This window comes from Ruegeria sp. HKCCD8929 (genome assembly GCF_013031405.1).
Classification (GTDB): Bacteria; Pseudomonadota; Alphaproteobacteria; order Rhodobacterales; family Rhodobacteraceae; genus Ruegeria.
This window is the reverse complement of the sequence record NZ_WPZY01000002.1, coordinates 306,255-331,404: the sequence shown is the minus strand read 5'-3', so window position 1 is coordinate 331,404 and position 25,150 is coordinate 306,255. Positions and strand designations below refer to the sequence as shown.

23 protein-coding genes are annotated in these 25,150 nt (G+C 64.0%); 18 read left to right on the top strand and 5 right to left on the bottom strand.

The window, feature by feature from the left end; translation table 11 throughout:
- Nucleotides 1-15: 15 nt before the first annotated feature.
- The 3 genes from GOX53_RS04230 (at nucleotide 16) to GOX53_RS04220 (ending at nucleotide 2,871) form a co-directional block, all read left to right on the top strand.
- The gene (locus GOX53_RS04230) at nucleotides 16-1,164 is read left to right on the top strand and encodes an SPFH domain-containing protein (RefSeq protein WP_171173752.1); all 1,149 of its coding nucleotides are present in this window, start codon (nucleotides 16-18) and stop codon (nucleotides 1,162-1,164) included.
- 66 nt (nucleotides 1,165-1,230) lie between these two features.
- Entirely contained in the window at nucleotides 1,231-1,722 is a 492-nt protein-coding gene (locus GOX53_RS04225) for a cytochrome b (RefSeq protein ID WP_371810248.1), read from the top strand.
- 18 nt (nucleotides 1,723-1,740) lie between these two features.
- The gene (locus GOX53_RS04220) at nucleotides 1,741-2,871 is read left to right on the top strand and encodes a TFIIB-type zinc finger domain-containing protein (protein WP_171173750.1); all 1,131 of its coding nucleotides are present in this window, start codon (nucleotides 1,741-1,743) and stop codon (nucleotides 2,869-2,871) included.
- A gap of 34 nt (nucleotides 2,872-2,905) precedes the next feature.
- On the opposite strand, the gene GOX53_RS04215 is transcribed toward GOX53_RS04220, so the two are convergent.
- Nucleotides 2,906-3,325, bottom strand: a complete 420-nt coding sequence (locus GOX53_RS04215; protein WP_171173749.1) for an Hsp20/alpha crystallin family protein — start codon at nucleotides 3,323-3,325, stop codon at nucleotides 2,906-2,908.
- Nucleotides 3,326-3,474: 149 nt separating this feature from the next.
- On the opposite strand from GOX53_RS04215, the gene GOX53_RS04210 reads away from it, so the two are divergent.
- The gene (locus tag GOX53_RS04210; RefSeq protein ID WP_171174015.1) at nucleotides 3,475-4,143 is read left to right on the top strand and encodes a nitroreductase; all 669 of its coding nucleotides are present in this window, start codon (nucleotides 3,475-3,477) and stop codon (nucleotides 4,141-4,143) included.
- Nucleotides 4,144-4,245: 102 nt separating this feature from the next.
- Here the strand turns inward: GOX53_RS04210 and GOX53_RS04205 are convergent, their stop codons facing one another.
- From GOX53_RS04205 to GOX53_RS04195, 3 genes are all read right to left on the bottom strand, one after another.
- Complete coding sequence (locus GOX53_RS04205) at nucleotides 4,246-5,049, bottom strand: hypothetical protein (RefSeq protein WP_171173748.1); 804 nt, start codon at nucleotides 5,047-5,049, stop codon at nucleotides 4,246-4,248.
- Between the two features lie 87 nt (nucleotides 5,050-5,136).
- Nucleotides 5,137-5,595, bottom strand: coding sequence for a DNA polymerase III subunit chi (locus GOX53_RS04200; protein WP_171173747.1), 459 nt, complete (start codon nucleotides 5,593-5,595; stop codon nucleotides 5,137-5,139).
- Between the two features lie 5 nt (nucleotides 5,596-5,600).
- Nucleotides 5,601-7,082, bottom strand: coding sequence for a leucyl aminopeptidase (locus GOX53_RS04195; RefSeq protein WP_171173746.1), 1,482 nt, complete (start codon nucleotides 7,080-7,082; stop codon nucleotides 5,601-5,603).
- Nucleotides 7,083-7,312: 230 nt separating this feature from the next.
- Here GOX53_RS04195 and lptG point away from each other — a divergent pair, with 230 nt between their 5' ends.
- From lptG to GOX53_RS04125, 14 genes are all read left to right on the top strand, one after another.
- A complete protein-coding gene (gene lptG / locus GOX53_RS04190) occupies nucleotides 7,313-8,413 on the top strand; it encodes an LPS export ABC transporter permease LptG (RefSeq protein WP_171173745.1) in 1,101 nt (366 codons plus the stop codon).
- Entirely contained in the window at nucleotides 8,413-10,575 is a 2,163-nt protein-coding gene (locus GOX53_RS04185) for an LPS-assembly protein LptD (RefSeq protein WP_171174012.1), read from the top strand. Before lptG ends, GOX53_RS04185 begins: the two co-directional genes overlap by 1 nt.
- Complete coding sequence (locus tag GOX53_RS04180) at nucleotides 10,566-11,819, top strand: peptidylprolyl isomerase (RefSeq protein WP_171173744.1); 1,254 nt, start codon at nucleotides 10,566-10,568, stop codon at nucleotides 11,817-11,819. Before GOX53_RS04185 ends, GOX53_RS04180 begins: the two co-directional genes overlap by 10 nt.
- Nucleotides 11,816-12,781, top strand: coding sequence for a 4-hydroxythreonine-4-phosphate dehydrogenase PdxA (gene pdxA / locus GOX53_RS04175; protein WP_171173743.1), 966 nt, complete (start codon nucleotides 11,816-11,818; stop codon nucleotides 12,779-12,781). The genes GOX53_RS04180 and pdxA overlap by 4 nt, the downstream gene beginning before the upstream one ends.
- Before the next feature lie 84 nt (nucleotides 12,782-12,865).
- Nucleotides 12,866-13,708, top strand: coding sequence for a 16S rRNA (adenine(1518)-N(6)/adenine(1519)-N(6))-dimethyltransferase RsmA (gene rsmA / locus GOX53_RS04170; protein WP_171173742.1), 843 nt, complete (start codon nucleotides 12,866-12,868; stop codon nucleotides 13,706-13,708).
- A 105-nt stretch (nucleotides 13,709-13,813) separates the two neighbouring features.
- Complete coding sequence (dtd, locus tag GOX53_RS04165; protein ID WP_171173741.1) at nucleotides 13,814-14,251, top strand: D-aminoacyl-tRNA deacylase; 438 nt, start codon at nucleotides 13,814-13,816, stop codon at nucleotides 14,249-14,251.
- On the top strand, nucleotides 14,248-15,354 hold the full coding sequence (locus tag GOX53_RS04160; RefSeq protein WP_254446452.1) for a DUF4147 domain-containing protein: 1,107 nt from the start codon (nucleotides 14,248-14,250) through the stop codon (nucleotides 15,352-15,354). Before dtd ends, GOX53_RS04160 begins: the two co-directional genes overlap by 4 nt.
- A 51-nt stretch (nucleotides 15,355-15,405) precedes the next feature.
- Nucleotides 15,406-17,400 carry a CocE/NonD family hydrolase gene (locus GOX53_RS04155; protein ID WP_171173740.1) on the top strand — a complete coding sequence of 665 codons (1,995 nt, stop codon included), beginning with the start codon at nucleotides 15,406-15,408 and terminating at the stop codon, nucleotides 17,398-17,400.
- A gap of 127 nt (nucleotides 17,401-17,527) precedes the next feature.
- A complete protein-coding gene (locus tag GOX53_RS04150; protein ID WP_171173739.1) occupies nucleotides 17,528-19,114 on the top strand; it encodes an ABC transporter substrate-binding protein in 1,587 nt (528 codons plus the stop codon).
- 1 nt (nucleotide 19,115) lies between these two features.
- On the top strand, nucleotides 19,116-20,072 hold the full coding sequence (locus GOX53_RS04145; RefSeq protein ID WP_171173738.1) for an ABC transporter permease: 957 nt from the start codon (nucleotides 19,116-19,118) through the stop codon (nucleotides 20,070-20,072).
- Nucleotides 20,069-20,884, top strand: coding sequence for an ABC transporter permease (locus tag GOX53_RS04140; RefSeq protein ID WP_171173737.1), 816 nt, complete (start codon nucleotides 20,069-20,071; stop codon nucleotides 20,882-20,884). The genes GOX53_RS04145 and GOX53_RS04140 overlap by 4 nt, the downstream gene beginning before the upstream one ends.
- Nucleotides 20,881-22,518: an ABC transporter ATP-binding protein gene (locus tag GOX53_RS04135; RefSeq protein WP_171173736.1), complete on the top strand. Its 1,638-nt coding sequence runs from the start codon at nucleotides 20,881-20,883 to the stop codon at nucleotides 22,516-22,518. Before GOX53_RS04140 ends, GOX53_RS04135 begins: the two co-directional genes overlap by 4 nt.
- 160 nt (nucleotides 22,519-22,678) lie before the next feature.
- Nucleotides 22,679-23,515: an alkaline phosphatase family protein gene (locus GOX53_RS04130; protein WP_171173735.1), complete on the top strand. Its 837-nt coding sequence runs from the start codon at nucleotides 22,679-22,681 to the stop codon at nucleotides 23,513-23,515.
- A gap of 55 nt (nucleotides 23,516-23,570) precedes the next feature.
- Nucleotides 23,571-24,131 (top strand): DUF4453 domain-containing protein, encoded by a 561-nt coding sequence (locus GOX53_RS04125; RefSeq protein ID WP_171173733.1) that lies wholly within the window; start codon nucleotides 23,571-23,573, stop codon nucleotides 24,129-24,131.
- An 86-nt stretch (nucleotides 24,132-24,217) separates the two neighbouring features.
- Here GOX53_RS04125 and GOX53_RS04120 read toward each other — a convergent pair whose 3' ends face one another.
- Nucleotides 24,218-25,141: an alpha/beta hydrolase gene (locus GOX53_RS04120; protein ID WP_171173732.1), complete on the bottom strand. Its 924-nt coding sequence runs from the start codon at nucleotides 25,139-25,141 to the stop codon at nucleotides 24,218-24,220.
- Between the last annotated feature and the right edge of the window lie 9 nt (nucleotides 25,142-25,150).

Below are 25,150 nucleotides of genomic sequence, written 5' to 3'. Positions count from 1 at the left end.
GACAGGAGAAGACCCATGGGCATTTTCGATTTTCTAAAAGGTGAGTTCATTGACGTCATCCACTGGGTGGACGACAGCCGCGACACCATGGTCTGGCGGTTCGAACGCGAGGGGCACGAGATCAAGTATGGCGCCAAGCTGACCGTGCGCGAGGGGCAGTCGGCGGTGTTCGTGCATGAAGGGCAACTGGCGGACGTGTTCACGCCGGGCCTCTACATGCTCGAGACCAACAACATGCCGATCATGACGACGCTGCAACACTGGGATCACGCGTTCCAGTCACCGTTCAAATCCGAGATCTACTTCGTCAACACCACCCGGTTCAACGACCTCAAATGGGGCACCAAGAACCCGATCATGCTGCGCGATCCGGAATTCGGACCGACCCGCATCCGCGCCTACGGCACCTATACGGTGCGGGTAAAGGATCCGGCGCGGTTCCTGGTCGAAATCGTCGGCACCGATGGCGAATTCACCATGGACGAGATCAGCTTTCAGATCCGCAACATCATCGTGCAGGAGTTCTCGCGCGTGATCGCCGGCTCGGGCATCCCGGTTCTGGACATGGCCGCCAACACCGCCGATCTGGGCAAGCTGATCGCCGCCGAGGTGTCGCCGGTGCTGGAGGGCTACGGGCTGGAGATGCCGGAGTTCTACATCGAGAACATCTCGCTGCCGCCCGCGGTCGAAGCGGCACTGGACAAGCGGACCTCGATGGGTCTGGCGGGCGATCTGGGCAAGTTCACCCAGTATTCGGCGGCCGAGGCGATGACGGCCGCTGCCAACAACCCCGGCGGAGGTGGCGGCATGGGCGCCGGTCTCGGCATGGGGATGGGCATGGCGATGGCGCAGCAAATGTCGAACATGGCAGCGGGTCACCCGAGCGGCCCGTGGGGCGCGTCCGCCCCCGCTGCCGCCGCACCGGCATCGCCTGTGGCCCCGCCGCCCCCGCCACCGGTCGAGCATGTGTGGCATATCGCAGTTGACGGGCAGACCAGCGGCCCGTTCTCGAAGGCCAAGATGGGTCGCATGGCAACCGAGGGAGAGATCACACGCGAGACCTATGTCTGGACCGCCGGTCAGGACGGTTGGAAACGGGCGGGCGACGTGCAGGAGCTGGCGCAGCTGTTCACCATCCTGCCGCCGCCGCCACCGGGAATGTAATGCGACGGAATGTGTGCACTGGCGCGTAGAAGATCTGCGCGAATGCCAAACTCAAGGAGAATGCTAGTGTCCACACGTACCGAATACTCCAAAGCGCAGATCATTCTGCACTGGCTGGTCGCCATTCTGATTCTCGTCGCCTGGCTGACCGGCGACAACATGGGCCGCGTGCTGCGCGCGCGCTTTGACAGCGGCACCACCGGGTTCGAAGGCAGCACCCCTCATGTCTGGCTGGGATGTGCCGTCTTTGTACTGATCCTGATCCGGCTGGTGCTGCGCCGCGTACAGGGCGCGCCCGGCGCGTTGCCCGGATCGACCGAAATGATGGAGAAGGCGGCCCTTTGGGGGCATCGCGTGATCTATCTGCTGATGATCGCCGTTCCCGCCTTGGGCGCCCTCGCATGGTTCGGGGGTGTTCGCGCAGCCGGAGAGGCGCATGAAGCGGCCTCGAACGCGCTGTTGCTGGTCGCCCTTGGTCACGCCGTCGTTGCCATATGGCATCATGTCATCCGCAAGGACGGAGCGCTCAATCGCATGAGATTGTCCCAGAAAGGCTGAACTGCAAGGGTTTGCCCGATGATCGATATTCCGCCCCCACCCGGTTCTTCCACGTCGGCACAAGGCCCGGAAGAACATCGCTTTCCCTGTAACCAGTGTGGGGCGGATTACCGGTTCAATCCGGGTGACGGAGCACTGACCTGCGATCACTGCGGGTATTCCGAGCCGATCGGCGCGGGCCCGTGGAAAGGGGCCGCGCTGCGCGAGATGGATTTCGACACGGCCATCGCCCAGCAATTGCCCGACGCCGAGATCGAGGAAACGCGGGTTCTCACCTGCACCAACTGCGCGGCGCAGGTTGAGTTCGATCCCGACACCCATGCCGCCGAATGCCCGTTCTGCGCCACTCCGGTGGTCACCGATACCGGCATCAACCGCCACATCAAGCCGCGTGGCGTTCTGCCCTTTGCGCTGGATGAACGGTCGGCCCACAAGGCGATGAGCGACTGGCTGGGCGGTTTGTGGTTCGCGCCCAATGGCCTCAAGGACTATGCCCGCAAGGGGCGCCGGATGCAGGGGATCTATGTCCCCTACTGGACCTTTGATGCCGACACGCAGACGGCATATCGGGGTGAGCGCGGCGTGGTCTATTACGAAACCCACACCGTGATGCGCGGCGGCAAGCGGGTGAAGCAACAGGTGCCCAAGGTCCGCTGGAACCCCAAATCGGGCCGGGTGGCGCGGTTCTTCGACGATGTGCTGGTGCTGGCCTCACGCTCCCTTCCCAAATCCTATGCGGATGCGCTGGAACCCTGGGACCTGCCCGCGCTGGAGCCCTATCAGCCCGAATATCTGGCCGGGTTCCGGGCCGAGGCCTATACGGTCGAACTGGCCGAGGGCCAGGCCGAGGCGCGTGCCTACATGACGCGGGTGATCGAGCGGGATGTGCGCTTTGACATCGGCGGAGACCGGCAGCGCATTCACGCGATGGAGACCGCCGTGCGCGATGTGACCTTCAAACACATCCTGCTGCCGGTGTGGATGGCCGCCTACAAGTATCGCGGACAGACCTACCGGTTCGTGGTCAATGGCCGCACGGGCCGGGTGCAGGGCGAACGGCCCTGGTCGGCGATCAAGATCACCATCGCCGTGGTCCTTGGCCTGCTGGTCGCGGCCGGGGTCGGCTATCTGGCCGCCACCGGCCAGTAGCCGGTCCGGACCCGGCCGCGTTTTCCCGAGACAATCAGCTCCGGGAAATCTCGATCCGGCGCGAGGTATCGCGTTTCTCCAGCGCCTTCTTGGGCACCGTGACATGCAGCACGCCGTCCTTCATCGCGGCGCTTGCCTTGGCCCCGTCCGCATCCTCAGGCAGCCTGAACGAGCGGCGGAAGGCACCGTACTGGCGTTCCGAGAAATACCAGGTGTCGCCCTTCTTCTCTTCATGGGTCTTCTTCTCACCCCGGATGGTGACGACGCCATCCTCGACGATCAGCTCGATATCCTCGTCTGAAACACCGGGCAGTTCCATCGAGATGTCATATGCCGCATCATTGCCCGAGGCTTCGGTGGCGGGGTTCAGCCAGTCGGCCAGCTTGGCGCCGAAATGGCGAAACGGGTCGTAGAGCGACGGCCAGAGGCCAGCGTGATCGGATTTTTCAACCATGGTCAGTCCTCCTTTTTCAGCTTTGCCGCAAGGATCGCATGATCGAGCGAAACTGTCCTTGATCGGGCTCAAGCCGGGGCCAGATTGGCCCCTTGCACAGTGCCGATCCCGCCGCCATTCTGCGCCGCAACGCCGAGAGAGGAGCCGAGATGACCCTGACCGATCTGGATGATCTGCTGGCACGGCGGCATTCCTGCCGCGCCTTCCTGCCGGACTCGGTCCCACGCGAAGAGATCGAGCAGTTCATCGCTAGCGCAAGGCGTGTGCCGAGCTGGTGCAATGCCCAGCCGTGGCACGTGACCATCACCAGTGGCGCCGAAACCGACGTCTTCCGCGCCGCCCTGTCACAAGAGGCCGCCACTGGCACCCCCGCCCCAGACCTGCCCTTTCCCACCTCGTATTCCGGCGTCTACCAAGACCGCCGCCGCGCCTGCGGCTGGGCGCTGTACGAGGCTGTTGGAGTGGAGAAAGGCGACCGCGCCGGATCAGCCCGCCAGATGATGGAGAACTTCTCTCTGTTCGGAGCCCCGCACTGCGCCATCGTCTCCAGCCCCGCCGAGCTGGGGTCTTACGGCGCTATGGATTGCGGCGGCTTCATCACCGCCTTTACCCTCGCCGCGCAGGCGCTTGGCATTGCCACAATCCCACAGGCCGCCGTGGCCTCATACGGGCCGTTCCTGCACCGCTATTTCGAAATCCCCGAGGATCGCCTGATCCTCTGCGCCATTTCCTTCGGCTACCCGGACACGGACCACCCCGCCAACGGTTTTCGCACCGAACGGGCAGATCTGGCCGAGGTTATGGACTGGCGGGGGTGACCGCTCAGGCCCCGCCCGGGTTTCCGGAAGACCTTTCAGCGGCTTATCATCCGCAACAAGGTCAGGGTCCGTAAAAAGAAAATTCCGGCTCAAACCGCGAATTCAGGTCTCACCAGCAAGCAACCCGGCCAGCACTCCGGACTTGATCAATTGACGCGTCAAAAGCGTGTGCTGAGCCGACGGATACGGTCTCAACAGGATGTTCGGGAGACCCTCTAGCCGTTCGCACTGAGTTCGATCAACCTTGTGCTCCTGTCCGAAAACGACAAACGCTTTGCCCTGCATCGGGTTTGCTTCGAGCACATTGCGGATGTCGTTCTCAGGATCGGCGAAATCGTACACGCCGTCCTGGGGGCTTCCGCGTTGGAACCGGTTGTAGGTCGGCTCATCAATCAGGGTTTGGGGAGCCACGGCAACAACAACGTCGGCTTGCAGATGCGCTCCGAAATACAGTGCCGCATAAGCCCCCGCGCTCGCACCAACGAATCTGAGCGGGCGTGCTGCCGTCTCAAGCTGGACACGCAGGAACTCGACAGTCTCGTTCCGGCCGTGGGTCAATGGGTAGAGACCGTGCTGAAACCACTTCCGCTTGAAATCCTTGATAAAATAAGTGTCGCCCCAATCCTTGGAGAGGAAATTCTCAAACTCTGGGCCGACAATTCCACCCTGCAGCATCAAGCTGGAGAACGCGACCGTCGTTCCTTGGGCCCGGTCACCTCCGCGAAACTCGATGGGCGAATACCGGGAAGGATATGACGCCACTGCTGCCCGCTCGGCTGTGTGCGCCGAGCAATCAGAGAGGAGTTCCAATATGATCTTTTCTCGGTCCAGAGCGAGTTGAGAGTTCTGCGAGGACCGTTTCTTCATACGCGCAAGAAACTTGCTAGAAATCTGAACTACACTCACACCAAAATCTCAGCAGTTGTCACTCATTGCCGACTGCAGGTACCACCCCTACCTGGGCGATTACAATGGGGGCGGCTCAGCGCACGTTCAGGCCTCGGCCTTTTTCTCCCACCGGCCCGATTCCTCGGACCAGTACTGCGCAGCGCACCCTGCCTCCATCAGCGCCTTCCACTGGTCGCGCGCGTGCTGGACCGCCTGCGGGTCGTTGCCGTCGAACAGGATGCAGACCCGCTCCAGTACCCCCACCTCTTCCGCATCAACCGCCACGCCGTCGATAGCCATGACGCAGGCGGGCGTGTTTGCCGCCTCCGCCTCGGTGGTCAGCAGGATCGGCTGCATCGCGTCATGCGGCCCGCCCGCGCGGCCATGTGGCAAGAACCCGTCGTCAGGCCCCAGCCACAGTTTCTCGTCCAGCCAGTCGAGCCGTCCTGGATCGGTGCCGCGCACGGCAATCGCCCACCCGGCCTGGCACGCCTTGCCCAGCAGGACCGGCAGGGTCTCCTCAAGCGGGCGGCGGGTCAGGTGGTAGAAATAGGCGGCCCCCATCGGCGTTACTCGAAATTGTCCTGCACGAACCGGCTGAGCGCGCGCACGCCCCAGCCGGTTGCGCCCTTGGGCGCATAAGAAGTGTCGGACTTGACCGAGGCGACGCCCGCGATATCCAGATGGATCCAGGGCGTTTCCTCCTTGACGAAACGCTGCAGGAACTGCGCTGCGGTGATTGAGCCTGCGGGCCGTCCGCCCACGTTCTTCATATCCGCGATACGCGATTTCAGCAGGTCGTCATAGGCCTTGCCGAGCGGCATGCGCCACGCGCCCTCATCCTCGGCGTCAGCCGCTTTGAGGAAGGCATTGCAGAACGTGTCGTTGTTCGAGAACACGCCCGCATTCTCATGCCCCAGCCCAACGATGATGGCGCCGGTCAGGGTGGCCAGGTCGATCATGCCCACCGGTTGGAACCGTTCCTGCGCGTACCACATCACGTCGCACAGGACCAAGCGGCCCTCGGCATCGGTGTTGATGATCTCGACCGTATCGCCCTTCATCGAGCGGACCACGTCACCGGGGCGCGAGGCATTGCCCGAGGGCATGTTCTCGACCAGCCCCACAAGGCCCACGACATTGGCCTTGGCCTTGCGCAGGGCCAGCGCCCGCATGGCGCCCGCGACCACACCGGCACCACCCATATCCATGGTCATGTCCTCCATGCCGCCCGAGGGTTTCAGCGAGATGCCGCCGGTGTCGAACACCACGCCCTTGCCGACCAGCGCCAGCGGCGCGTCATCCTTGTCGCCGCCCTTCCACTGCATCACCACGACCTTCGAGGGGCTGTCCGAGCCCTGCCCCACGCTCAGCAGCGTGCGCATGCCCAGCTCGGCCAGCTTGTCCTCTTCCAGCACTTCCACCTCAAGGCCCAGCGCCTTCATCTCGTCCAGCCGGTCGGCAAACTCGGTGGTGGTCAGCACGTTGGCCGGTTCGTTGACCAGATCGCGGGTCATGTGCACGCCTTCGGCGACGGCCATGAGCGGGGCAAAAGCCGCCTCGGCCTGATCCGGCTTGGAATGATGGATCACCACATCGCCCTTGTCCGAGCTTTCCGCCTCATCCTCGTCGCCGGTCTTGTGCGCATCGAAGCTATAGGCGCGCAGCGCTATGCCCGCCGCAAGTTCCTCGATCTTCCCCTGGCTGCCAGCCATCAGAAGCAGCGGCTTGCCATCCGCCGCCTTTGCAAGCGCCACGCCGGCCTTACGGGCCTCGGTCGCATCCGTGCGGCGCGGCAGCACCAGCACATCTAGCGCCTCGGCCGCCATACCGGCAGGCCAGGCCAGCGAGATCACCTGCCCGGCCTTGGCCTTTTCGAACCGCTTGCTTTCGATCAGGCGCGCCACGGCACCCTTCGTCACCCGGTTGGCCCGCCGCGCAGCCTTGTCCAGCTTGCCGTCGGGCGTGACGATAACTGCCACCCGCCCTTCGCTGGTGGCCACAGCGTCAATATCGGTGGACTGGAAACGGATCTGGATCAGGCTGCTCATATCGGGCGCTCCTCGATTGGGTTCCGATAAGAGGTAACGCGCCCTACCCGGCTTGACCAGATAGCAGTTTTCCCCGCCGTTCAATTCGATTAAGGTCCCGGGAAAACAACACGCAGGCTCCGGGGGGAAGCAGTGGCACTAAACGACAGAAACATACTGTCGCACTTGATGTATCGGCCTGGCATCTCCAACACGAATCCCGGCGCTCGCGTCGGGCTGGAGGCGAGCCGGTGATCCTCGACCGCTACTTCGCCCGCCGTTTCCTGCAGAGCTTTCTGTTCATCGGGGCCGTCTTCATGACCCTGATTCTGCTCATCGACCTGATCGAGCAGGTGCGCCGCTTCGACGAGGCGGATCTGAGCCTTGGGCAATTACTGCAACTGACGCTGCTGAACGCTCCCGCGGCGATCAGCGAGATGTTGCCGCTGTTGATGATTCTGGCAACCATTGCGCTGTTCGTGGGCCTTGCCCGCAGCTCGGAACTGGTGGTCACCCGGTCCATCGGGCGCTCGGGCATCCGGGCGCTGGTGGCTCCGGTGCTTGTGTCGGCGGTCATTGGCGTACTGGCGGTGGCGATGCTGAACCCCATCGTCGCGGCCACCGGCGAAGAATACCAACGCCTCGCCGACACCTACCGCAACGGCGGCAACTCGGCCCTGTCGATCAGTGGCGAGGGGCTCTGGCTGCGACAGGGCACCGAGGCGGGCCAGTCGGTAATCCATGCCAACGGGTTCGGTGAGGAAGACGAATTTGCCCTGCTCGACGTGACCATCCTGACCTACTCCAAGGATGGGGGTCCGGTCCGTCAGATCGTGGCGGAAAGTGCCCGGCTGGGCGACGGTGTCTGGGTGCTGGAAAACGCCAAGGCCTGGCCCTTGGCCGCCGGTCTCAACCCCGAAACCAATGCCGCCGTGCACGAGCGGCTGGAGCTGCCAACCACGCTCACACGTGACCGCATTCTGGACACGCTCGGTCAGCAGGGCACCGTGTCGGTCTACGACTTGCCCCAACTGATTCAGGATCTGCAACAGGCCGGGTTCTCGACCAAGCAATACGAGGTCTGGCTGCATGCCGAGCTTGCCAGGCCGCTGTTTCTGATCTCGATGGTGCTGGTGGGCGCCGTCTTTACCATGCGCCACGTGCGATTTGGCGGCACCGGCGTGGCGGTCCTGACTGCGGTTCTCTTGGGATTTGCGCTCTACTTCGTGCGGAACTTCGCGCAGATCCTCGGCGAAAACGGCCAGCTTTCGGTGTACCTCGCCGCCTGGGCACCGCCGATCGCGGCGATCCTGTTGCCTCTGGGCCTGCTGCTGCACGCGGAGGACGGATGATGCGGCGCACGTTCTTTGCCGCGCTGCTATCAGGCGTGGCCTGCCTGACGTCGCTGCCGGCCGCTTTGGCACAGACCACCGCGCAACCCGACGCCGCCGCGCAGACCGAGGAAGACCCCCCCGCCCTGCTGGTGGCCGACAAGGTGTTCATCACGCCCGAGCGCGTGCTGATCGCCGAAGGCAATGTCGAGGCCTATCAGGGCGATGTCCGCCTGAGGGCGCGCAAGGTCACGTTCGACCGCGAGAACGGTCAACTAAAGATCGAAGGGCCGATCCGTCTGGATCAGGGCGGAACCTCGACCATTCTGGCCGACGCCGCGGAACTGGACAAAGGGCTGCAAAACGGCCTGCTGATCAGCGCTCGAATGGTGTTCGACCAGCAGGTGCAACTGGCCGCCCACCAGATGACGCGGGTCGGCGGGCGCTACACTCAGCTTTACAAGACCTCGGCCACCTCGTGCCATGTCTGCGAGGATGGCAGGCCGCCGCTCTGGCAGATCCGGGCGCGCAAGGTCACGCACGATCAGCTTGAACGGCAGCTCTATTTCGAGGACGCGCAGTTCCGCATTCTGGACGTGCCAGTGTTCTACTTTCCCGCCTTGCGCCTGCCCGACCCGACGTTGGAGCGGGCCACTGGTTTTCTGGTGCCGTCGATCCGCACCACTTCGCAGCTCGAAACCGGGGTCAAGGTGCCCTATTTCTTCAAGCTGGGCGATCACCGGGATCTGACGCTGACGCCGTACCTGTCGCCGCGCACCCGGACGCTGGAATATCGCTACCGGCAAGCGTTCAAGAACGGGCGCATCCATATCGAAGGCGCACACACGCGGGACGATCTGCAACCGGGTGAGACCCGGGGCTACCTGTTCGGCCGTGGCTGGTTCAACCTGAAAAACGATTACCGGCTGACCTTCGACGTCAAGGCCGCCTCGGACGACGCGTATCTGGCCGACTACGGCCTGCCGGATTTCGACCGCCTGCGCAGCGAAATCGCCCTGACCCGGATCAAGCGCGACACCGCATTCCGCGTCGGTTTCATCCACTACAAATCCCTGCGGGACAGCGACAACGAAGGCGAGTTCCCCGCGCGGATTTTGGACGTCAACTACCAGAAGCGTTTCTTTCCGACGACGCTGGGTGGCGAGGTGCGGCTGGGCCTGACCGCCCACGGGCACAAACGCCCGAGCAACGAAGATCTTGTTGGCCGCGACGTGGCACGGGCCACGGTCGATGCCGAGTGGCTGAGGACCTGGACCTTCGCCAGCGGGCTGCGGGCCGAAAGTGAGATCGGCGCTTCGGTGGACGGGTTTCGCATCCGCGACGACAGTACCTTCCCGGAGGAAACCCTCCGCACCACCCCGCGTGCGGCCTTCACGCTGCGTTATCCGATGATCAAACGCGAGAGAACCGGCGCGACCCAGTACATCGAACCCATCGCCCAGATCGGCTGGACCAATGTATCGGACACCGACGTGCCGAACGACGAAAGCAACTTCGTCGAGTTCGATCAGGGCAACCTGCTGTCGCTGACCCGGTTTCCCGCCGAGGACAAGCGCGAGGATGGCGCCACCGCCGTTCTGGGCCTCAACTGGGCGCGCTACGATCCAAGGGGCTGGCAGGCTTTTGCCACGATCGGCCAGGTGTTCCGCGACACCACCGATCCCTCGTTCTCCAAATCCTCCGGTCTTGGCGGCCACGCCTCGGACCTGCTGCTGGCGGGCCAGATCAAGCTGGATCAGGGCTTTGGCTTGACCGCGCGCGGGCTCCTCAACAGCGATTTCAACTTCTCCAAGGCGGAACTGCGCGGGGAATGGGATGCCGAACGTGGCGGGCTCAGCGGATCTTACGTCTGGCTCGGGCGCGACCCGGCCGAGGACCGGGACCTTGCGGTATCCGAGATCTGGCTCAACGGGCGTTATGAAATGACCGAGAACTGGACCACGCGCAGCGATATCCGCTATGATTTCAAGGATTCCCGGCCCATCAGTGCCGGCTTCGGTCTGGCCTATCAAAACGAATGTGTGACCGTTAACTTGACCGTCAGACGGCGCTATACCTCGTCATCAACTATTGAGCCCTCGACCGATTTCGGCTTTACCGTTGCCCTGACCGGTTATGCGGTTGACAGCGGACAAAAGAAATACAGGCGAACATGCAGCTGATCACCAGACTTTCGACCCGACCCCTCGCACGCTGGCTGACAGCGGCAGCACTTGTGCTGACGGCGGCCTGCCTTGCGCTGGCCCCCGCTGCGGCCGTGGCGCAAACCCCGTTTTCGCCCGCAATCCGGGTCAATCAGGACGTCGTGACCTGGTACGAACTGGACCAGCGCCTGCAATTCCTGCAACTACTCGGCATTCCCGGCGACAGCGAGGCCGAGGTGCGCCAATCCCTGATCGACGACCGGTTGCGCCTGCAAGCCATCGAAGAGGCCGGAATCGAGATACCGCCGGAAGACGTGCAGGTCGGCATCGACGAGTTCGCAGCCCGCGGCCAGCTGTCGACCGAGGAATTCCTGCGGGTCCTGGGCAATGCCGGTATCTCGCCCGAGACGGTGCGGGATTTTATCCGCAACCAGCTGGCCTGGCGCGACTATATCAGTTCACGCTTCATCTCACGGGCCCGGCCCACCGAAGAAGAGATCGACCGCGCCATGGGCCAGGCCGGTGGGACCGGGCTGCAGGTGCTGCTGTCGGAAATCATCATCCCCGTGACGCCGCAGACACTGGGCCAGGTCGAGACCCTGGCTGACGAGATTGCACAGCTCAAAAGCTATGACGATTTCTCGGCGGCGGCCGCACAGTATTCCGCCGCCGACACCCGCAGCAACGGCGGGCGGATGAACTGGCTGTCGCTGAACAGCCTTCCCCCGGCGCTGCAACCGGTGATCCTGGCGCTCAACGAGGGCGAGATCACCTCGCCCCTGACCCTGCCCAACGCGGTCGCCCTGTTCCAGCTGCGCGGCGTGCGCGAGGTTTCAGGCGGCACGCCGCGTTACGCGGGGATCGAATATGCGGCCTATTACATGGGCGGAGGCCGCAGCCCCGAGACCCTGTCCGCCGCCGCCGAACTGACCGGCCGCGTGGACACGTGCGATGACCTCTATGGCGTCGCCAAGGGGCAGCCCGCCGAAGTTCTGGAGCGCGTGACGGCCAAGCCGTCCGAGATCCCCCGAGATATCGCGCTGGAACTTGCCAAGCTCGACCCGAACGAGATTTCCACGGCGGTGACCCGCAACAACGGCCAGACGCTGGTGTTCCTGATGCTGTGCAGCCGGACCCGCGATCTGGGTGAGGAGACCTCGCGCCAAGACGTGGCCAATGCGCTGACCCAACAGCGCCTGCAGGCCTTTGCCGCAAGCCTGCTGGAACAGCTACGCGCCGACGCCGTCATCGTCGAGCAATGACCGCGCCCATCGCGCTCAGCTGCGGTGAGCCGGCCGGGATCGGTCCTGAGATCGCAGCCCGCGCCTGGGACGCGCTGCGCGACAGCTGCCCCTTCGTCTGGATCGGCGACCCATCGCACCTACCACAGGACGCGCCGATGGCTCTGCTGGACGACCCCGCTGAAGCCGTCACAGCCAGCGCAACGGCACTACCAATCCTGCCTCTGCCCTTCGCCGCGCCCAACCACCCCAGCCAGCCCGACCCGCGCAACGCGCCGGGCGTAATCCGCGCCATCGAGCGCGCAGTGGAGCTGGTGCAATCCGGCGCCGCCTCGGCCATTTGCACCGCGCCCATCCACAAGAAAGCGCTGATCGACGGCGCCGGTTTTGCCTATCCCGGGCACACCGAATTCCTCGCCGCACTGGCCGGGCGCGAGCGGGTGGTGATGATGCTGGCCAGCGAGCAGCTGCGCGTCGTGCCCGCCACCATCCACATCGCCCTTGCGGATGTCCCAACGGCCCTGACCCCTGAACTCCTGCGCGAAACCATCGAGATCACCGCAGCGGGCCTGCGCGACCAGTTTGGCATCGCCCACCCGCGCCTCGCCGTGGCGGGACTAAACCCCCACGCGGGCGAAGGCGGCGCCATGGGGCAAGAAGAGGGCGATTGGATCTCCTCCCTGCTGCAAGAGATGCGGTCCGAGCATTACACCCTGACCGGCCCGCACCCGGCAGACACCCTGTTTCACGCCGCTGCCCGCGCCCGTTACGATGCCGCAATCGCGATGTATCACGATCAGGCGCTGATCCCGGTCAAGACGCTGGATTTCGACCGGGGCGTGAACGTGACGCTGGGCCTGCCCTTCATCCGCACCTCACCCGACCACGGCACCGCCTTCGATATCGCGGGCCAAGGCATCGCCAATCCCACCAGCCTGATCGAGGCCCTCAAGCTCGCCCAGCAGATGGCGCAAAAGGCTTGATGCTTCCTCTTGCCGGAAATATCCCCGCCGGAGGCGAAAAATCTCTGGCGCAGCCTGTCCCTTACACGCCACGGTAACCGGATCATGAGCGCCATCGATACCCTGCCCCCGCTGCGCGAGGTCATCGCGACCCACCAGCTTTCGGCCCGCAAATCGCTGGGCCAGAACTTTCTGCTCGACCTCAACCTGACCGCCAAGATCGCGCGACAGGCAGGGGATCTGACCCAATGCGACGTGCTGGAAATCGGCCCCGGCCCCGGCGGCCTGACCCGGGGCCTGCTGTCTGAGGGCGCGCGCAAGGTGGTGGCGGTCGAGAAAGACACCCGCTGCACCGCCGCGCTGAACGAGATCGCCGCCGCCTATCCGGACCGTCTCGAAGTGATCAACGGTGACGCGCTGGAAATCGACCCGCTGGCCCACCTGACCCCGCCAATCCGCATCGCGGCGAACCTGCCCTACAACGTGGGCACCGAACTGCTGGTCCGCTGGCTAACCCCGCCCGAATGGCCACCCTTCTGGCAGAGCCTGACCCTGATGTTCCAGCGTGAGGTGGCCGAGCGCATCGTGGCCCAACCCGGCAACAAGGCCTATGGGCGGCTGGCCATCCTCGCCCAATGGCGGGCCGAGGCGCGCATCGCCATGTCCCTGCCACCCGGCGCCTTCACCCCGCCCCCGAAAGTGTCCAGCGCCGTGGTGCATCTGACCGCGCTGCCCGAGCCGCGCTATCCGGCGGATGCCGCCACGCTATCGCGGGTTGTCGCCGCCGCCTTCAACCAGCGCCGCAAGATGCTGCGCGCCTCGCTCAAGGGCACTGCGCCGGATATCGAGGATCGCCTGCTCGCCGCGGGCATCCAGCCCACCGAACGGGCCGAGCAAGTCCCGCTCGAGGCGTTCTGCGCCCTGGCCCGGGAACTGCGTAAACCGTAAGCATTTGGGCCGGAAACTCTCGCATACCTGGCTAAGCGGCTTGACCTGCGGCGGGAGGGCTGGCACCCCTGCGTCAACCGCTCTTCCAACAGGGAAAACCATCACATGCGTGCCCTGATCCAACGCGTCTCCCGCGCCTCGGTCACTGTCGATGGCGAGGTCATCGGCCAAACCGGCCCCGGCCTGCTGATCCTTATCTGCGCCATGCAGGGCGATGGCGAGGCGCAGGCGGATCACCTTGCCGCCAAGATCGCCAAGCTGCGGATCTTCAAGGACGAGGCGGGCAAGATGAACCGCTCGGTTCTGGACAGCGGCGGTTCGGCTCTGGTCGTCAGCCAGTTCACGCTGGCCGCCGACACCGCACGCGGCAACCGGCCCGGATTCTCGGCGGCGGCATCGCCGGACGAGGGTGAACGGCTCTACGAATACTTCACCGCCCAACTCGCCGCGCAGGGCGTCCCGGTCGAAACCGGACGCTTCGGCGCCGACATGGCGGTGGAACTGGTCAATGACGGCCCCGTGACGATCTGGATGGAGGCATGATGGACGCCCAGGAAACAGCCCGCGCAATCTGGCAAGCCGGAGTGGACGCCGTCGGCGGCTACGCAGCAACACAAGCCGCGCTTGGCGACTTGCCCAAACCCGACCGCATTCTGGCCGTCGGCAAGGCCGCAGGCGCGATGGCGCAAGCAGCGCTTGGTCAATTTCCCGGGGTACCCTGCCTTGTGGTCACCAAGGACGGCCACGGCGACGGCCTGCCCGACGATGTCCACCTTATCGAAGCCTCTCACCCCGTTCCCGACGCCCGCAGCCTTGAGGGCGGCCGCGCCTTGCGCGAGGCGGTCGAGGCAATGGGGCCGGACACACACCTGCTGTTGCTGATCTCGGGCGGGGCCTCCTCTCTGGCCGAGGATCTGATGCCGGGCAAGACATTGGACGATCTGGCCGCGCTCAACCGCCAACTGCTGTCCACCGGGCTCGATATCGGCGCGATGAATGCCGAGCGCAGGAAGATTTCGCGGATCAAGGGCGGTGGGCTGTTGTCGGGATTTACCGGCGCGCGGGCCGATGTGCTCGCAATCTCGGATGTGCCGGGTGACGATCTGATGGTGATCGGCTCTGGTATCGGTGCCCTGCCCGACGCCCCCGCCTTCAACGCACAGGCACAGATCATCGCCTCGAACGCCCATGCCCGCGCGGCGGCGGTGCAGGCTGCGCAAGGCGCCGGGTTCGACGTTTTGGCCAACGAAGAGGCGCTGCATAACGACCTCCCCACGCTCGCCACAACCCTTGGCCCCCGCCTGCGGGACATGCCGCGCGGCGCAATGATCTTTGGCGGGGAACCCACGGTCGTTCTGCCCGAAAACCCGGGACGCGGCGGGCGCAATCAGGCGCTGGCCCTGGCACTGGCGCGCGAAATCGCCGGATGCGACGGCCTAACCCTCGTGGTCGGCGGCACCGACGGCACCGACGGACCGACCGAATCGGCCGGCGGGATCGTGCATGGCGGCATCTGGGGCGATGGCGCTGCCGAGGCGCTCGAAGCGGCGGACAGCGGCAGCTATCTGGACCTGATGGGCGCGCTGCTGAATACCGGCCCAACCGGCACCAACGTCATGGACCTTTTGGTCGCGATTCGCCGATGAACTGACGCTTACGTTCTTTATTGAAACGAATTTGGGGCGGAAACTCGGTACATGACGTCCACCCCGAACGCCCTGCGCGAGATCGAAGAGATCCCGGATCTCGGCATCACTTTGTCCGACGGCTGCCGCCTGTCCGCCCGTGTCTGGCGTCCGGTCGATGCCGCGGACGATCCGGTTCCCGCCGTGCTCGAATATCTGCCCTACCGCAAACGTGACGGCACCACCGCCCGTGATGCGCTGACCCATCCGTGGTTTGCCAAACGCGGCTATGCCTGCATCCGCGTCGACATGCGCGGCAATGGCGACAGCCAAGGGCTGATGGCGGATGAATACACCCAGCAGGAACTCGACGACGCGGTCGAGGTGATCGACTGGCTCGCCACGCAGCCGTGGTGCAGCGGCAATGTGGGCATGATGGGGATCAGTTGGGGCGGCTTCAACGCGCTGCAGGTCGCAGCGATGCAACCCGAAGCGCTGAAGGCGATCATCACTCTGTGTTCCACTGCGGACCGCTACGCCGACGACATCCACTACAAAGGTGGTTGCCTGCTGAACGAGAACCTCGGCTGGGGCGCCACCATGTGGTCCTATTCCTCGCGCGCACCCGATCCCGCGTTGCGGGACAACTGGCGCGAGATGTGGCTTGAGCGGCTTGAGAACGAGCCCTTTCTGCCCTCGGTCTGGCTGCGCCACCAGACCCGCGACGCCTACTGGCGGCACGGATCGGTTTGCGAGAATTTCGGGTCCATCAAGGCGGCGACGCTGGCTATGGGCGGCTGGGGCGATGCCTACAAGAACACGGTGCCGCTGCTGGTCGAGCAGTTGGACGCACAGGTCAAAGGCATCAACGGCCCGTGGGTCCACAAATACCCGCATTTCGCCGTCCCCGAACCACGCATCGGGTTCCTGCAAGAGGCGCTGCGCTGGTGGGACCACTGGCTCAAGGGGCGTGATACCGACGTGTCCGATGACCCGGATTACCGCGCTTATCTGATGGACGGCGCACGACCAGCGCGGTGGTATACCGAACGCCCGGGCCGCTGGATCGCGGAACCCAAGGGCGCGACCACGCATCTGCAAACACAAACCCTGACGCTTTGCAATGACGGGCTCGGTGCGGATGGGCCACTGGATATTAAGGTACGCTCGCCGCATCACTGTGGGATGGAAAGCGGAGAATACTGCGCCATCTGGCTGGGTCCCGAACTGCCCGGAGATCAGCGCCCCGATGACGCCCTATCGGCCTGCATCGACGGCGCGCCCCTGACGCAGGACATGGACATCGTCGGCGCGCCGCGCCTGCGGCTGCGGCTGAGCGCCGACACGCCGCAGGCCCAGATCGCGGTGCGGCTCAACCATGTGCATCCCGACGGCGCCTCGACCCGGATCACCTTTGGCGTACTGAACCTGACCCATCGCGACGGCCATGCCGATCCGCAACCGTTGGAGCCGGGCACAACCTACGACATCACGCTGGACCTCGATCACATCGCCTATCGCGTGCCCAAAGGGCACCACCTGCGGCTGGCGATCTCCAGCGCCTATTGGCCGCTGATCTGGCCCTCGCCCGAAACCGCCGAACTGCATCTGACCGGCGGAGAAATCGCCCTGCCCCTGCGCCCCTCGGGCCAGACCGACGAATACGCCTTTCCGCCCCCCGATGCCGAGGCACCCTGGGCGACCGAGACCCTGCGGGAAGGCTCCAACGCGCGCCGCACCGAAACCGATCAGGTCACCAGCGAGGTGCATCTGGTCATCGAGGACGATTTTGGCTTGGTCCGCGACTCCGACCACGGCCTGATCAGCGGCGGCATCGCGCGGGAACGCTGGTCCATCCATCCCGACGATCCGCTCTCTGCGCGCGGCACCTGTCAGTGGACCAAGGAGATGGGCCGCGACGGCCTGCACCTGCGCACCGAAGCCCGCTGTGAAATGTGGTCCGACCGCGACAGATTTCATCTGCACGCAACACTCCATGCTTATGAAAACGAAAAGGAGATTTACAGCCGCGAGATCGAGGACAGCATTCCGCGCAACCACGTTTGAACCGCATCGCCGATCCGGGCCGAGATTAACCCTTGCCCGTCAGGCTGAAATGCGCCAACTTTGACTCACGCGTCAATAAAAAAACTGCCCCTCAGAGGCAGATGGACAGATCAACTGGGAGAATCCAATGAACGATCAACTCAATCACATGGCCGGCCAGGTGGCCGCAGGCAAGATGACCCGCCGCGAATTCATGGGGAAAGCCGCGGCCCTGGGCATCTCGGCCGCCGTTGCCTCGACCATGTTCGCGGGCGCAGCACATGCGGCAGGCCCGGTCAAGGGCGGCACCATCCGCGTCGGCATCCAGGGCGGCGGCTCATCCGACAGCCTTGACCCGGCACTGGCCGCAAACGCCACCGCGACACAGGTTCTGCGTCTCTGGGGCGAACCGCTGCTGGAACTGGACCCCAATGGCGGGCTGTGGCCGCGCCTGGCGGAAAGCTTCGAGGCTTCGGCGGATGCGCGGGTCTGGACCTTCAAGATCCGCTCGGGCGTCAACTTCTCCAACGGTCAGACCATGACCGCCGACGACGTTCTGGCGACCATGGAGCGCCACTCCGGCGAAGACACAAAATCGGGTGCCCTGGGCATCATGCGCGGCATCAAGGACATGCGCGTGGACGGCGACCAGTTCATCGTCGAACTGGACAAGCCGAACGCCGACCTGCCCTACCTGCTGACCGACTATCACCTGCTGATTCAGCCGGGCGGCGGCAAGGACGATCCGACCGCGGCAATCGGCACCGGTCCCTACGTCCTGAAATCGGTCGAGCCGGGCGTGCGCTTTGTCGGCGAAAAGAACCCCGACTATTGGGATGACACTGTCGGTCACGCCGACACCATCGAACTGATTGTCATCAACGACGACACCGCCCGCGTCGCAGCGCTGCAGTCGGGTCAGGTGCACATGATCAACCGTGTGCCGCCACGTACTGCCCAGTTGGTTGGACGCGCGCCCAACATCAACCTGCGCACCACTTCCGGCCCGGGGCACTACGTGTTCATCATGCACACCAACACCGCACCCTTCGACAACAAGGACCTGCGGATGGCGCTGAAATACGGCATCAACCGGCAGGAGATGGTGGACAAGATCCTGTTCGGCTTCGGCTCGGTCGGCAACGACACTCCGATCAACAGCTCCTACCCGCTTTTCACCGAGCTGGAGCAGCGTGAATACGATCCGGACAAGGCCGCGTTCCACCTCAAGGAATCCGGCTTTGACGGCACGGTACTGCTGCGTACCTCGGACAACTCGTTCCCGGGTGCCCCGGACGCGGCGGCCCTGTTCCAGCAGTCCTGCGGCTCGGCGGGCATCAATATCGAGATCAAGCGCGAGCCCAATGACGGCTACTGGTCCGAGGTCTGGAACAAGCAGCCCTTCTGCACCAGCTATTGGGGCGGACGTCCGACCCAGGACTCGATGTTCTCGACCGCGTATCTGTCGACGGCAGACTGGAACGATACCCGTTTCAACAACGAGCAGTTCGACCAGCTTCTGTTTGCCGCGCGCGGGGAACTGGACGAGGGCAAGCGGACGCAGATGTACGCGGACATGTCCACCATCCTGCGCGATGAGGGCGGGCTGATCTGCCCGATGTTCAACCAGTTCATCGACGCGACAACCTCAGACGTGGACGGCTGGATCGACTCGCAGAACGGTTTCGACCTGAACAACTTCTACGCACCAATGACGATGTGGGTTGCTGCCTGATATGGGACCCGCGATGAAACTTGTGGTCCAGCGCATTGCGCTGGGCCTTTTGCTGCTATTGGCAGTCTCCGTACTTATTTTCGCGGGCACGATCATCCTGCCCGGCGACGTGGCCCAGTCCATTCTCGGCCAATCCGCAACGCCTGAGGCCCTGGCCAACCTGCGCGAGGAACTTGGGCTGAACGAACCCGCGATCACCCGCTATTTCGACTGGCTGTTCGCCGCGCTGCAGGGCGATCTGGGCGTCGCGCTGACCAATGGCCGCGACATTGCCGAAAGCATCGGCCAGCGCATGTCAAACACTCTGTTCCTGGCCTTTTGGGCCGCGCTGATCTCGGTGCCGCTGGCCATCCTGCTGGGCCTGATCGCAGTGCGCTACAAGGACCGCTGGCCCGACAAGGCGATCTCGGCGATCACGCTGGCCTCGATCTCGATCCCGGAATTCCTCATCGGCTATCTGCTGATGTATTTCATTGCCGTGAAACTGGGCTGGTTCCCGTCGGTCGCGATGATCGGCGATCACATGAACCTGCTGCAGAAACTGCAGGCCATCGCCCTGCCGGTCATGGTACTGACGCTGGTGGTTCTGGCGCACATGATGCGCATGACCCGCGCCGCCATCCTGAACGTGATGCAGTCGGCCTATATCGAAACCGCCGAGCTCAAGGGCCTGACCGGGTTTCAGGTCATCGCCCGGCATGCCTTTCCCAACGCCATCGCACCGATCGTCAACGTGGTGATGCTGAACCTGGCCTATCTGGTCGTGGGCGTCGTGGTGATCGAGGTGGTGTTTGTCTATCCCGGCATGGGCCAATACCTGGTGGACCATGTGTCGAAACGTGATGTGCCGGTGGTGCAGGCCTGCGGCCTGATCTTCGCCGCCGTCTATATCGGCCTCAACATGATCGCCGACATCGTCTCGATCCTGGCCAACCCGCGTCTGAGGCATCCGAAATGAAGAACATCCCCATTTCCGCAATGATCGGGCTGTTCTTCACGGCTCTCTATTTTCTCATGGCGATCTTTGCCCCGCTGCTGGCGCCCTATGGTATGGCCGAAGTGGTTGGCGGCGTCTGGGAACCCTCCTCATCCAAACATCTGCTGGGCACCGACAATATCGGCCGCGACCTGCTCAGCCGAATGATCTATGGCGGGCGCACCACCATCTTCATCGCCACCGCCGCAACCATCCTGTCCTTCGTGACCGGCTCGGTTCTGGGCTTTTTCGCAGCCGTGATGGGCGGCTGGGTCGATCAGGTGCTGTCGCGCTTCGTCGACCTGATCATGTCGATCCCGACGCTGATCTTCGCCCTCGTGGTGCTGTCGGTGATGCCGGTGACCCTGCCGGTGCTGATCCTGGTGATGGGCCTGCTCGATTCGACCCGCGTCTATCGCTTGGCCCGCGCCGTGGCCGTGGACATCACGGTCATGGACTATGTCGAGGCGGCGCGCCTGCGCGGCGAAAAGATCGCCTGGATCATCTTCCGCGAGATCCTGCCCAACGCCCTGTCGCCACTGGTGGCCGAGATGGGCCTGCGCTTCATCTTCGCTGTGCTGTTCGTCTCGACGCTGTCGTTCCTGGGTCTGGGCGTGCAACCGCCCGAGGCGGACTGGGGCGGCATCGTGAAAGAGAACAAGGAAGGCATCGTTTACGGTATTTCCGCCGCCCTGCTGCCGGCCGTTGCCATCGCCACGCTGGCGATCTCGGTCAATCTGGTGGCCGACTGGGTGCTCAACCGCACCACATCGCTGAAAGGAGGCCGGGGATGAGTGACAATCTTCTCAAGGTCCGCGACCTGAAAATCGGCGCAACTGTCTACCCGCCGGGCGAAAAGCCTCATGACATCGAGATCGTGCACGGGGTCAGCTTCGACCTCGAGCGCGGCAAGGTGCTGGGGCTGATCGGCGAATCCGGTGCCGGCAAGTCCACAATCGGTCTGGCCTCGATGGCCTATGGCCGGGGTGGGGTCAAAATCACCGGCGGCGAGGTCTGGGTGAACGGGCGGGAAATCCTGAAAACATCGTTGAAGGATATCCGCAACCTGCGCGGAGGCGAGGTAACCTACGTGTCGCAATCCGCCGCCGCCTCGTTCAACCCCGCCAAGAAGATCATGGATCAGGTGGTCGAGGCCGCGGTCGAGCAAAAGAAGTTCTCGCGCAAAGAGGCCGAGGCCCGCGCGCGCGAACTCTTCGCCAAGCTGGGTCTGCCGGATCCGGACAATATCGGCGAGCGCTATCCGCATCAGGTCTCGGGCGGTCAGCTTCAGCGCTGCATGACGGCGCTGGCGCTGTGCCCCGAGCCCGATCTGGTCGTTTTCGACGAGCCCACCACGGCGCTCGACGTGACCACCCAGATCGACGTGCTGATGGCGATCAAGGAGGCCATTCGCGACACCGGCGTTGCCGCGCTCTACATCACCCACGACCTCGCCGTCGTGGCACAGGTGAGCGACGACATCATGGTGCTGAAGATGGGCAATACGGTCGAATACGGCACCACTGATCAGATCATCAACAACCCGCAGGAAGAGTACACACGGGCGCTGGTCTCGGTCCGCTCGATCGAGCACGAAGAGAAAAAACCCACACCGGAACCGGTGCTGAGCGTCGAGGGGATCACCGCGCGCTACAAAGGTCTGAATTTCGACGTGCTGCACAATGTCAACGTCGACCTGCATCCGGGGCAGACGCTGGCGGTCGTGGGCGAATCCGGCTCGGGCAAGTCCACCCTGGCCCGGGTGATCACCGGCCTGCTGCCGCCCCGCGATGGTGAGATCACCTTTGCCGGGCGCAAGCTGTCGCGCGATCTGGCGGGGCGGTCGCGTGAGGACCTGCGCGAGTTGCAGATGATCTACCAGATGGCCGATGTGGCGATGAACCCGCGTCAGACCGTGGGAACCATCATCGGACGGCCGCTGGAGTTCTATTTCAACATGCGCGGCGCCGAAAAGCGCAAGCGGATCATCGAGCTTCTGGACGAGATCGAGCTGGGCGAAAAGTTCATGGACCGCTATCCGGCGGAACTGTCCGGCGGCCAGAAACAGCGTGTCTGTATCGCGCGGTCGCTGGCGGCCAAGCCCAAGATGATCATCTGCGACGAGGTCACCTCGGCCCTCGATCCGCTGGTCGCCGACGGCATCCTCAAACTGCTGCTGGATCTGCAGAAGATCGAGGACGTGGCCTATCTGTTCATCACCCACGATCTGGCGACGGTGCGCGCGATCAGCGACTCCATCGCCGTGATGTATCAGGGGCGCGTGGTCCGCTATGGCCCGAAAAGCCAGGTGCTCAGCCCGCCCTTCGACGACTACACCGACCTGCTGCTCAGCTCGGTGCCCGAGATGCATCTGGGCTGGCTGGAAGAGGTCGTCGCCCACCGCAAGATGGAAAGCGCGGGGAACTGATCCCCGCCCTTTCGCAGCGTCCGCATGACGTTCTGAAATCCCGGCGTTCTGTCCCACGGCAGACGTCGGGATTTTACCATTCGGGACGCGAATTGACGGGCCGGGCCGGATGGCGGCACTAGGCTTGACCAGAATCCAAACCCGCGAAAAGGAGATCGCGATGGACCGGAAAGTACTGCTGATCGTCCTGGACGGGGTGCCCTGGCGCAACTTCCGCCGCCTGTTCGGCAATCTCGAAGGCTGGGTGCAGACTGGCGAGGCGCGGGTGTGGAAGCTGCGCGCGGTGCTGCCGTCCATCTCCGCCAGCTGCTATGCCTCGATCCACACCGGGGTGGTCCCTGCCGAGCACGGCTGCACAGGCAATGGCAACGTGTTCCGGCTCAGCCACAAGGATATCTTTTCGCAGGTGCGCGAGGCCGGAGGTGTCACCGGCGCGGTCACCCACAGCTTCTGGTCGCAGTTCTTCAACCGCCATCCCTTCGATTTCGTGCGGGACGTGGAATATGACGAACCCGACAGCCAGACCATCAACCACGGCCGCTTCCACACGATGACCGGGTACGGCAGGGACAATCAGATGACGCCGTCCGACGTCGATCTCTTTGCGACGCTCACCAATCTCTGCCTGCGCTTCGGGCTGGATTACGGCATCCTGCACACCTGCACGCTGGACAGCATGGGGCATCGGTTTTTCCACGAATGTCACGAGATGGACCATGCCTGTTTTGTCATGGACGAAATGCTGGCCCCGTTCATCCCGCGCTGGCGGCAGTTGGGGTACGAGGTGATCGTGACCGCCGATCACGGCCAGGACGAGCGCGGCCATCACGGCGGGCGCCATCCGCTGCAACAGGAAACCGCGCTCTATTACTTCGGCGATGCCAAAGGCCCCGCCGAGGATTACGTGATCGACCAGTTGCAGTTGGCCCCCACCATCCTCACCCGCATGGGCGCACCGGTGGCCGAGACCATGAAGGCCGAGCCTTTCCTGAAATAGCGGACCGTGGCACCCTGTACCCGTTTCAAGCTTTCAATTGATACGGGTCATTGCGATGCACAGGGTATTTCTGTTCCTTCTTCTTTCGACCTCTCCGGCCTGGGCCGGAGGGGATGGCTGCCACGATCTGTGGTTCACCCGCAACCTGATCATGGATCGCGCCGGCTATTGCTTCGGCACGGCGCTGGGACAGGTCGCGTTCGACAACAGCGATTGCATCGGGAAATCGGTGTCCCTCGATCCCGCGTCCGCGCAGATCGTGGATCAGATCCGCGGAATGGAACGCTTTCACGGCTGCGCGGTCGATACCGGTCAGGTGTGGCTCGATCTGGACGATGTGTTCATCCGGCGGCAGCTCACGGATCTGCCGATCCGGGAAGAGTTCGAAAGCGCCTGTATCGGCTGGCTGGGACCGGTCACGATCCTCTATTCCGGTCATAGCTCCGGCGCCGTCCCGGTTGGGCAGATTCAGCCCGGTGACACGCTGAGCTACTCTCATCTCCCGGTCGGCAACTGGACCTATCTTACCGTGCGGGGCCCGGACTGGCAGATCAAAGGCGGTGGCTGGCTGGACACCGCCGCCACGCCCGAGCAATGTCGCGAGGTCGCGGGTTAGATCATGTTGCGCAAAAGCGGGAACCGGTTTTGCGTTTCCCGGGCATGCGAAATCAAAATAGTCAGAGCGCGTTGCGTTCCATGGCCTCAGTCGTAGGGCCACACCTCCTGCCCTAGCGCCTCGATGGCCACGACGATGCGCTCGAAACTGTCCTGCGCCCGGGTGACCGAGCTGCGGGCGCGTAGATAGCCGTGCACCAGCCCCTCTTCGTTGATCCAACACGCCTTGCCACCTGCCGCCTGCACCCGCTCGCAATAGTCGCGACCGTCATCGCGCAGAGGATCACAGCCGGCGGTAACAACCACCGTCAGCGGCAGGCCCGAGAAATCGTTGTCCCCCAGCGGCGCATAAGAGGGATTGTCCCGAGGTTCATCCCCCTCACACCGCACGGTCTTGTAAAACCGCAGATCCTCAAGGCTCAGCAAAGGCGCGTGCGCATGTTCGATGTATGAACCCTCGCCCATGTCGCCGCCGAGACCGGGATAGATCAGCACCTGCCCCAGAATGCTCTCCAGCCGCCCGCGCGCATGATGCGCCACGCAGGCCGCCAGATTGCCCCCGGCGCTGTCACCGGCCAGCACCAGTGGGTCGCCAAACTCGGTGGCGGCCCATTTCGTGGCGGTCCAGCAATCCTCGAACTGCGCCGGATGGCGGAATTCGGGACACAGCCGGTAATCCACCGCCACCACGCGATAGCCGGTCTGAACGCAGATCTCGGCGCAGACATCGTCATGGCTGTCCAGCCCGCCAACGACAAAACCGCCGCCATGGTAATAGACGACGGTTCGGGTGGGATCACCGGCGGAATAGATGCGGACCGGAACTCCGTTCGCGGACCGGTCCTCGGTCGCGACGCCATCCGGGCGCCCCTGATGGAACACCCGGCACATATCGTCATAGACCCGCCGCTGATCAGCGATAGAGAGGTTTACCGCATCCTCGGGGTAACTCTCCAATGTCCGCCTGATGAAGGTCCAGGTTTCCTCGTCGATCAGCCGGTCATAATCCATTGCCCCTCC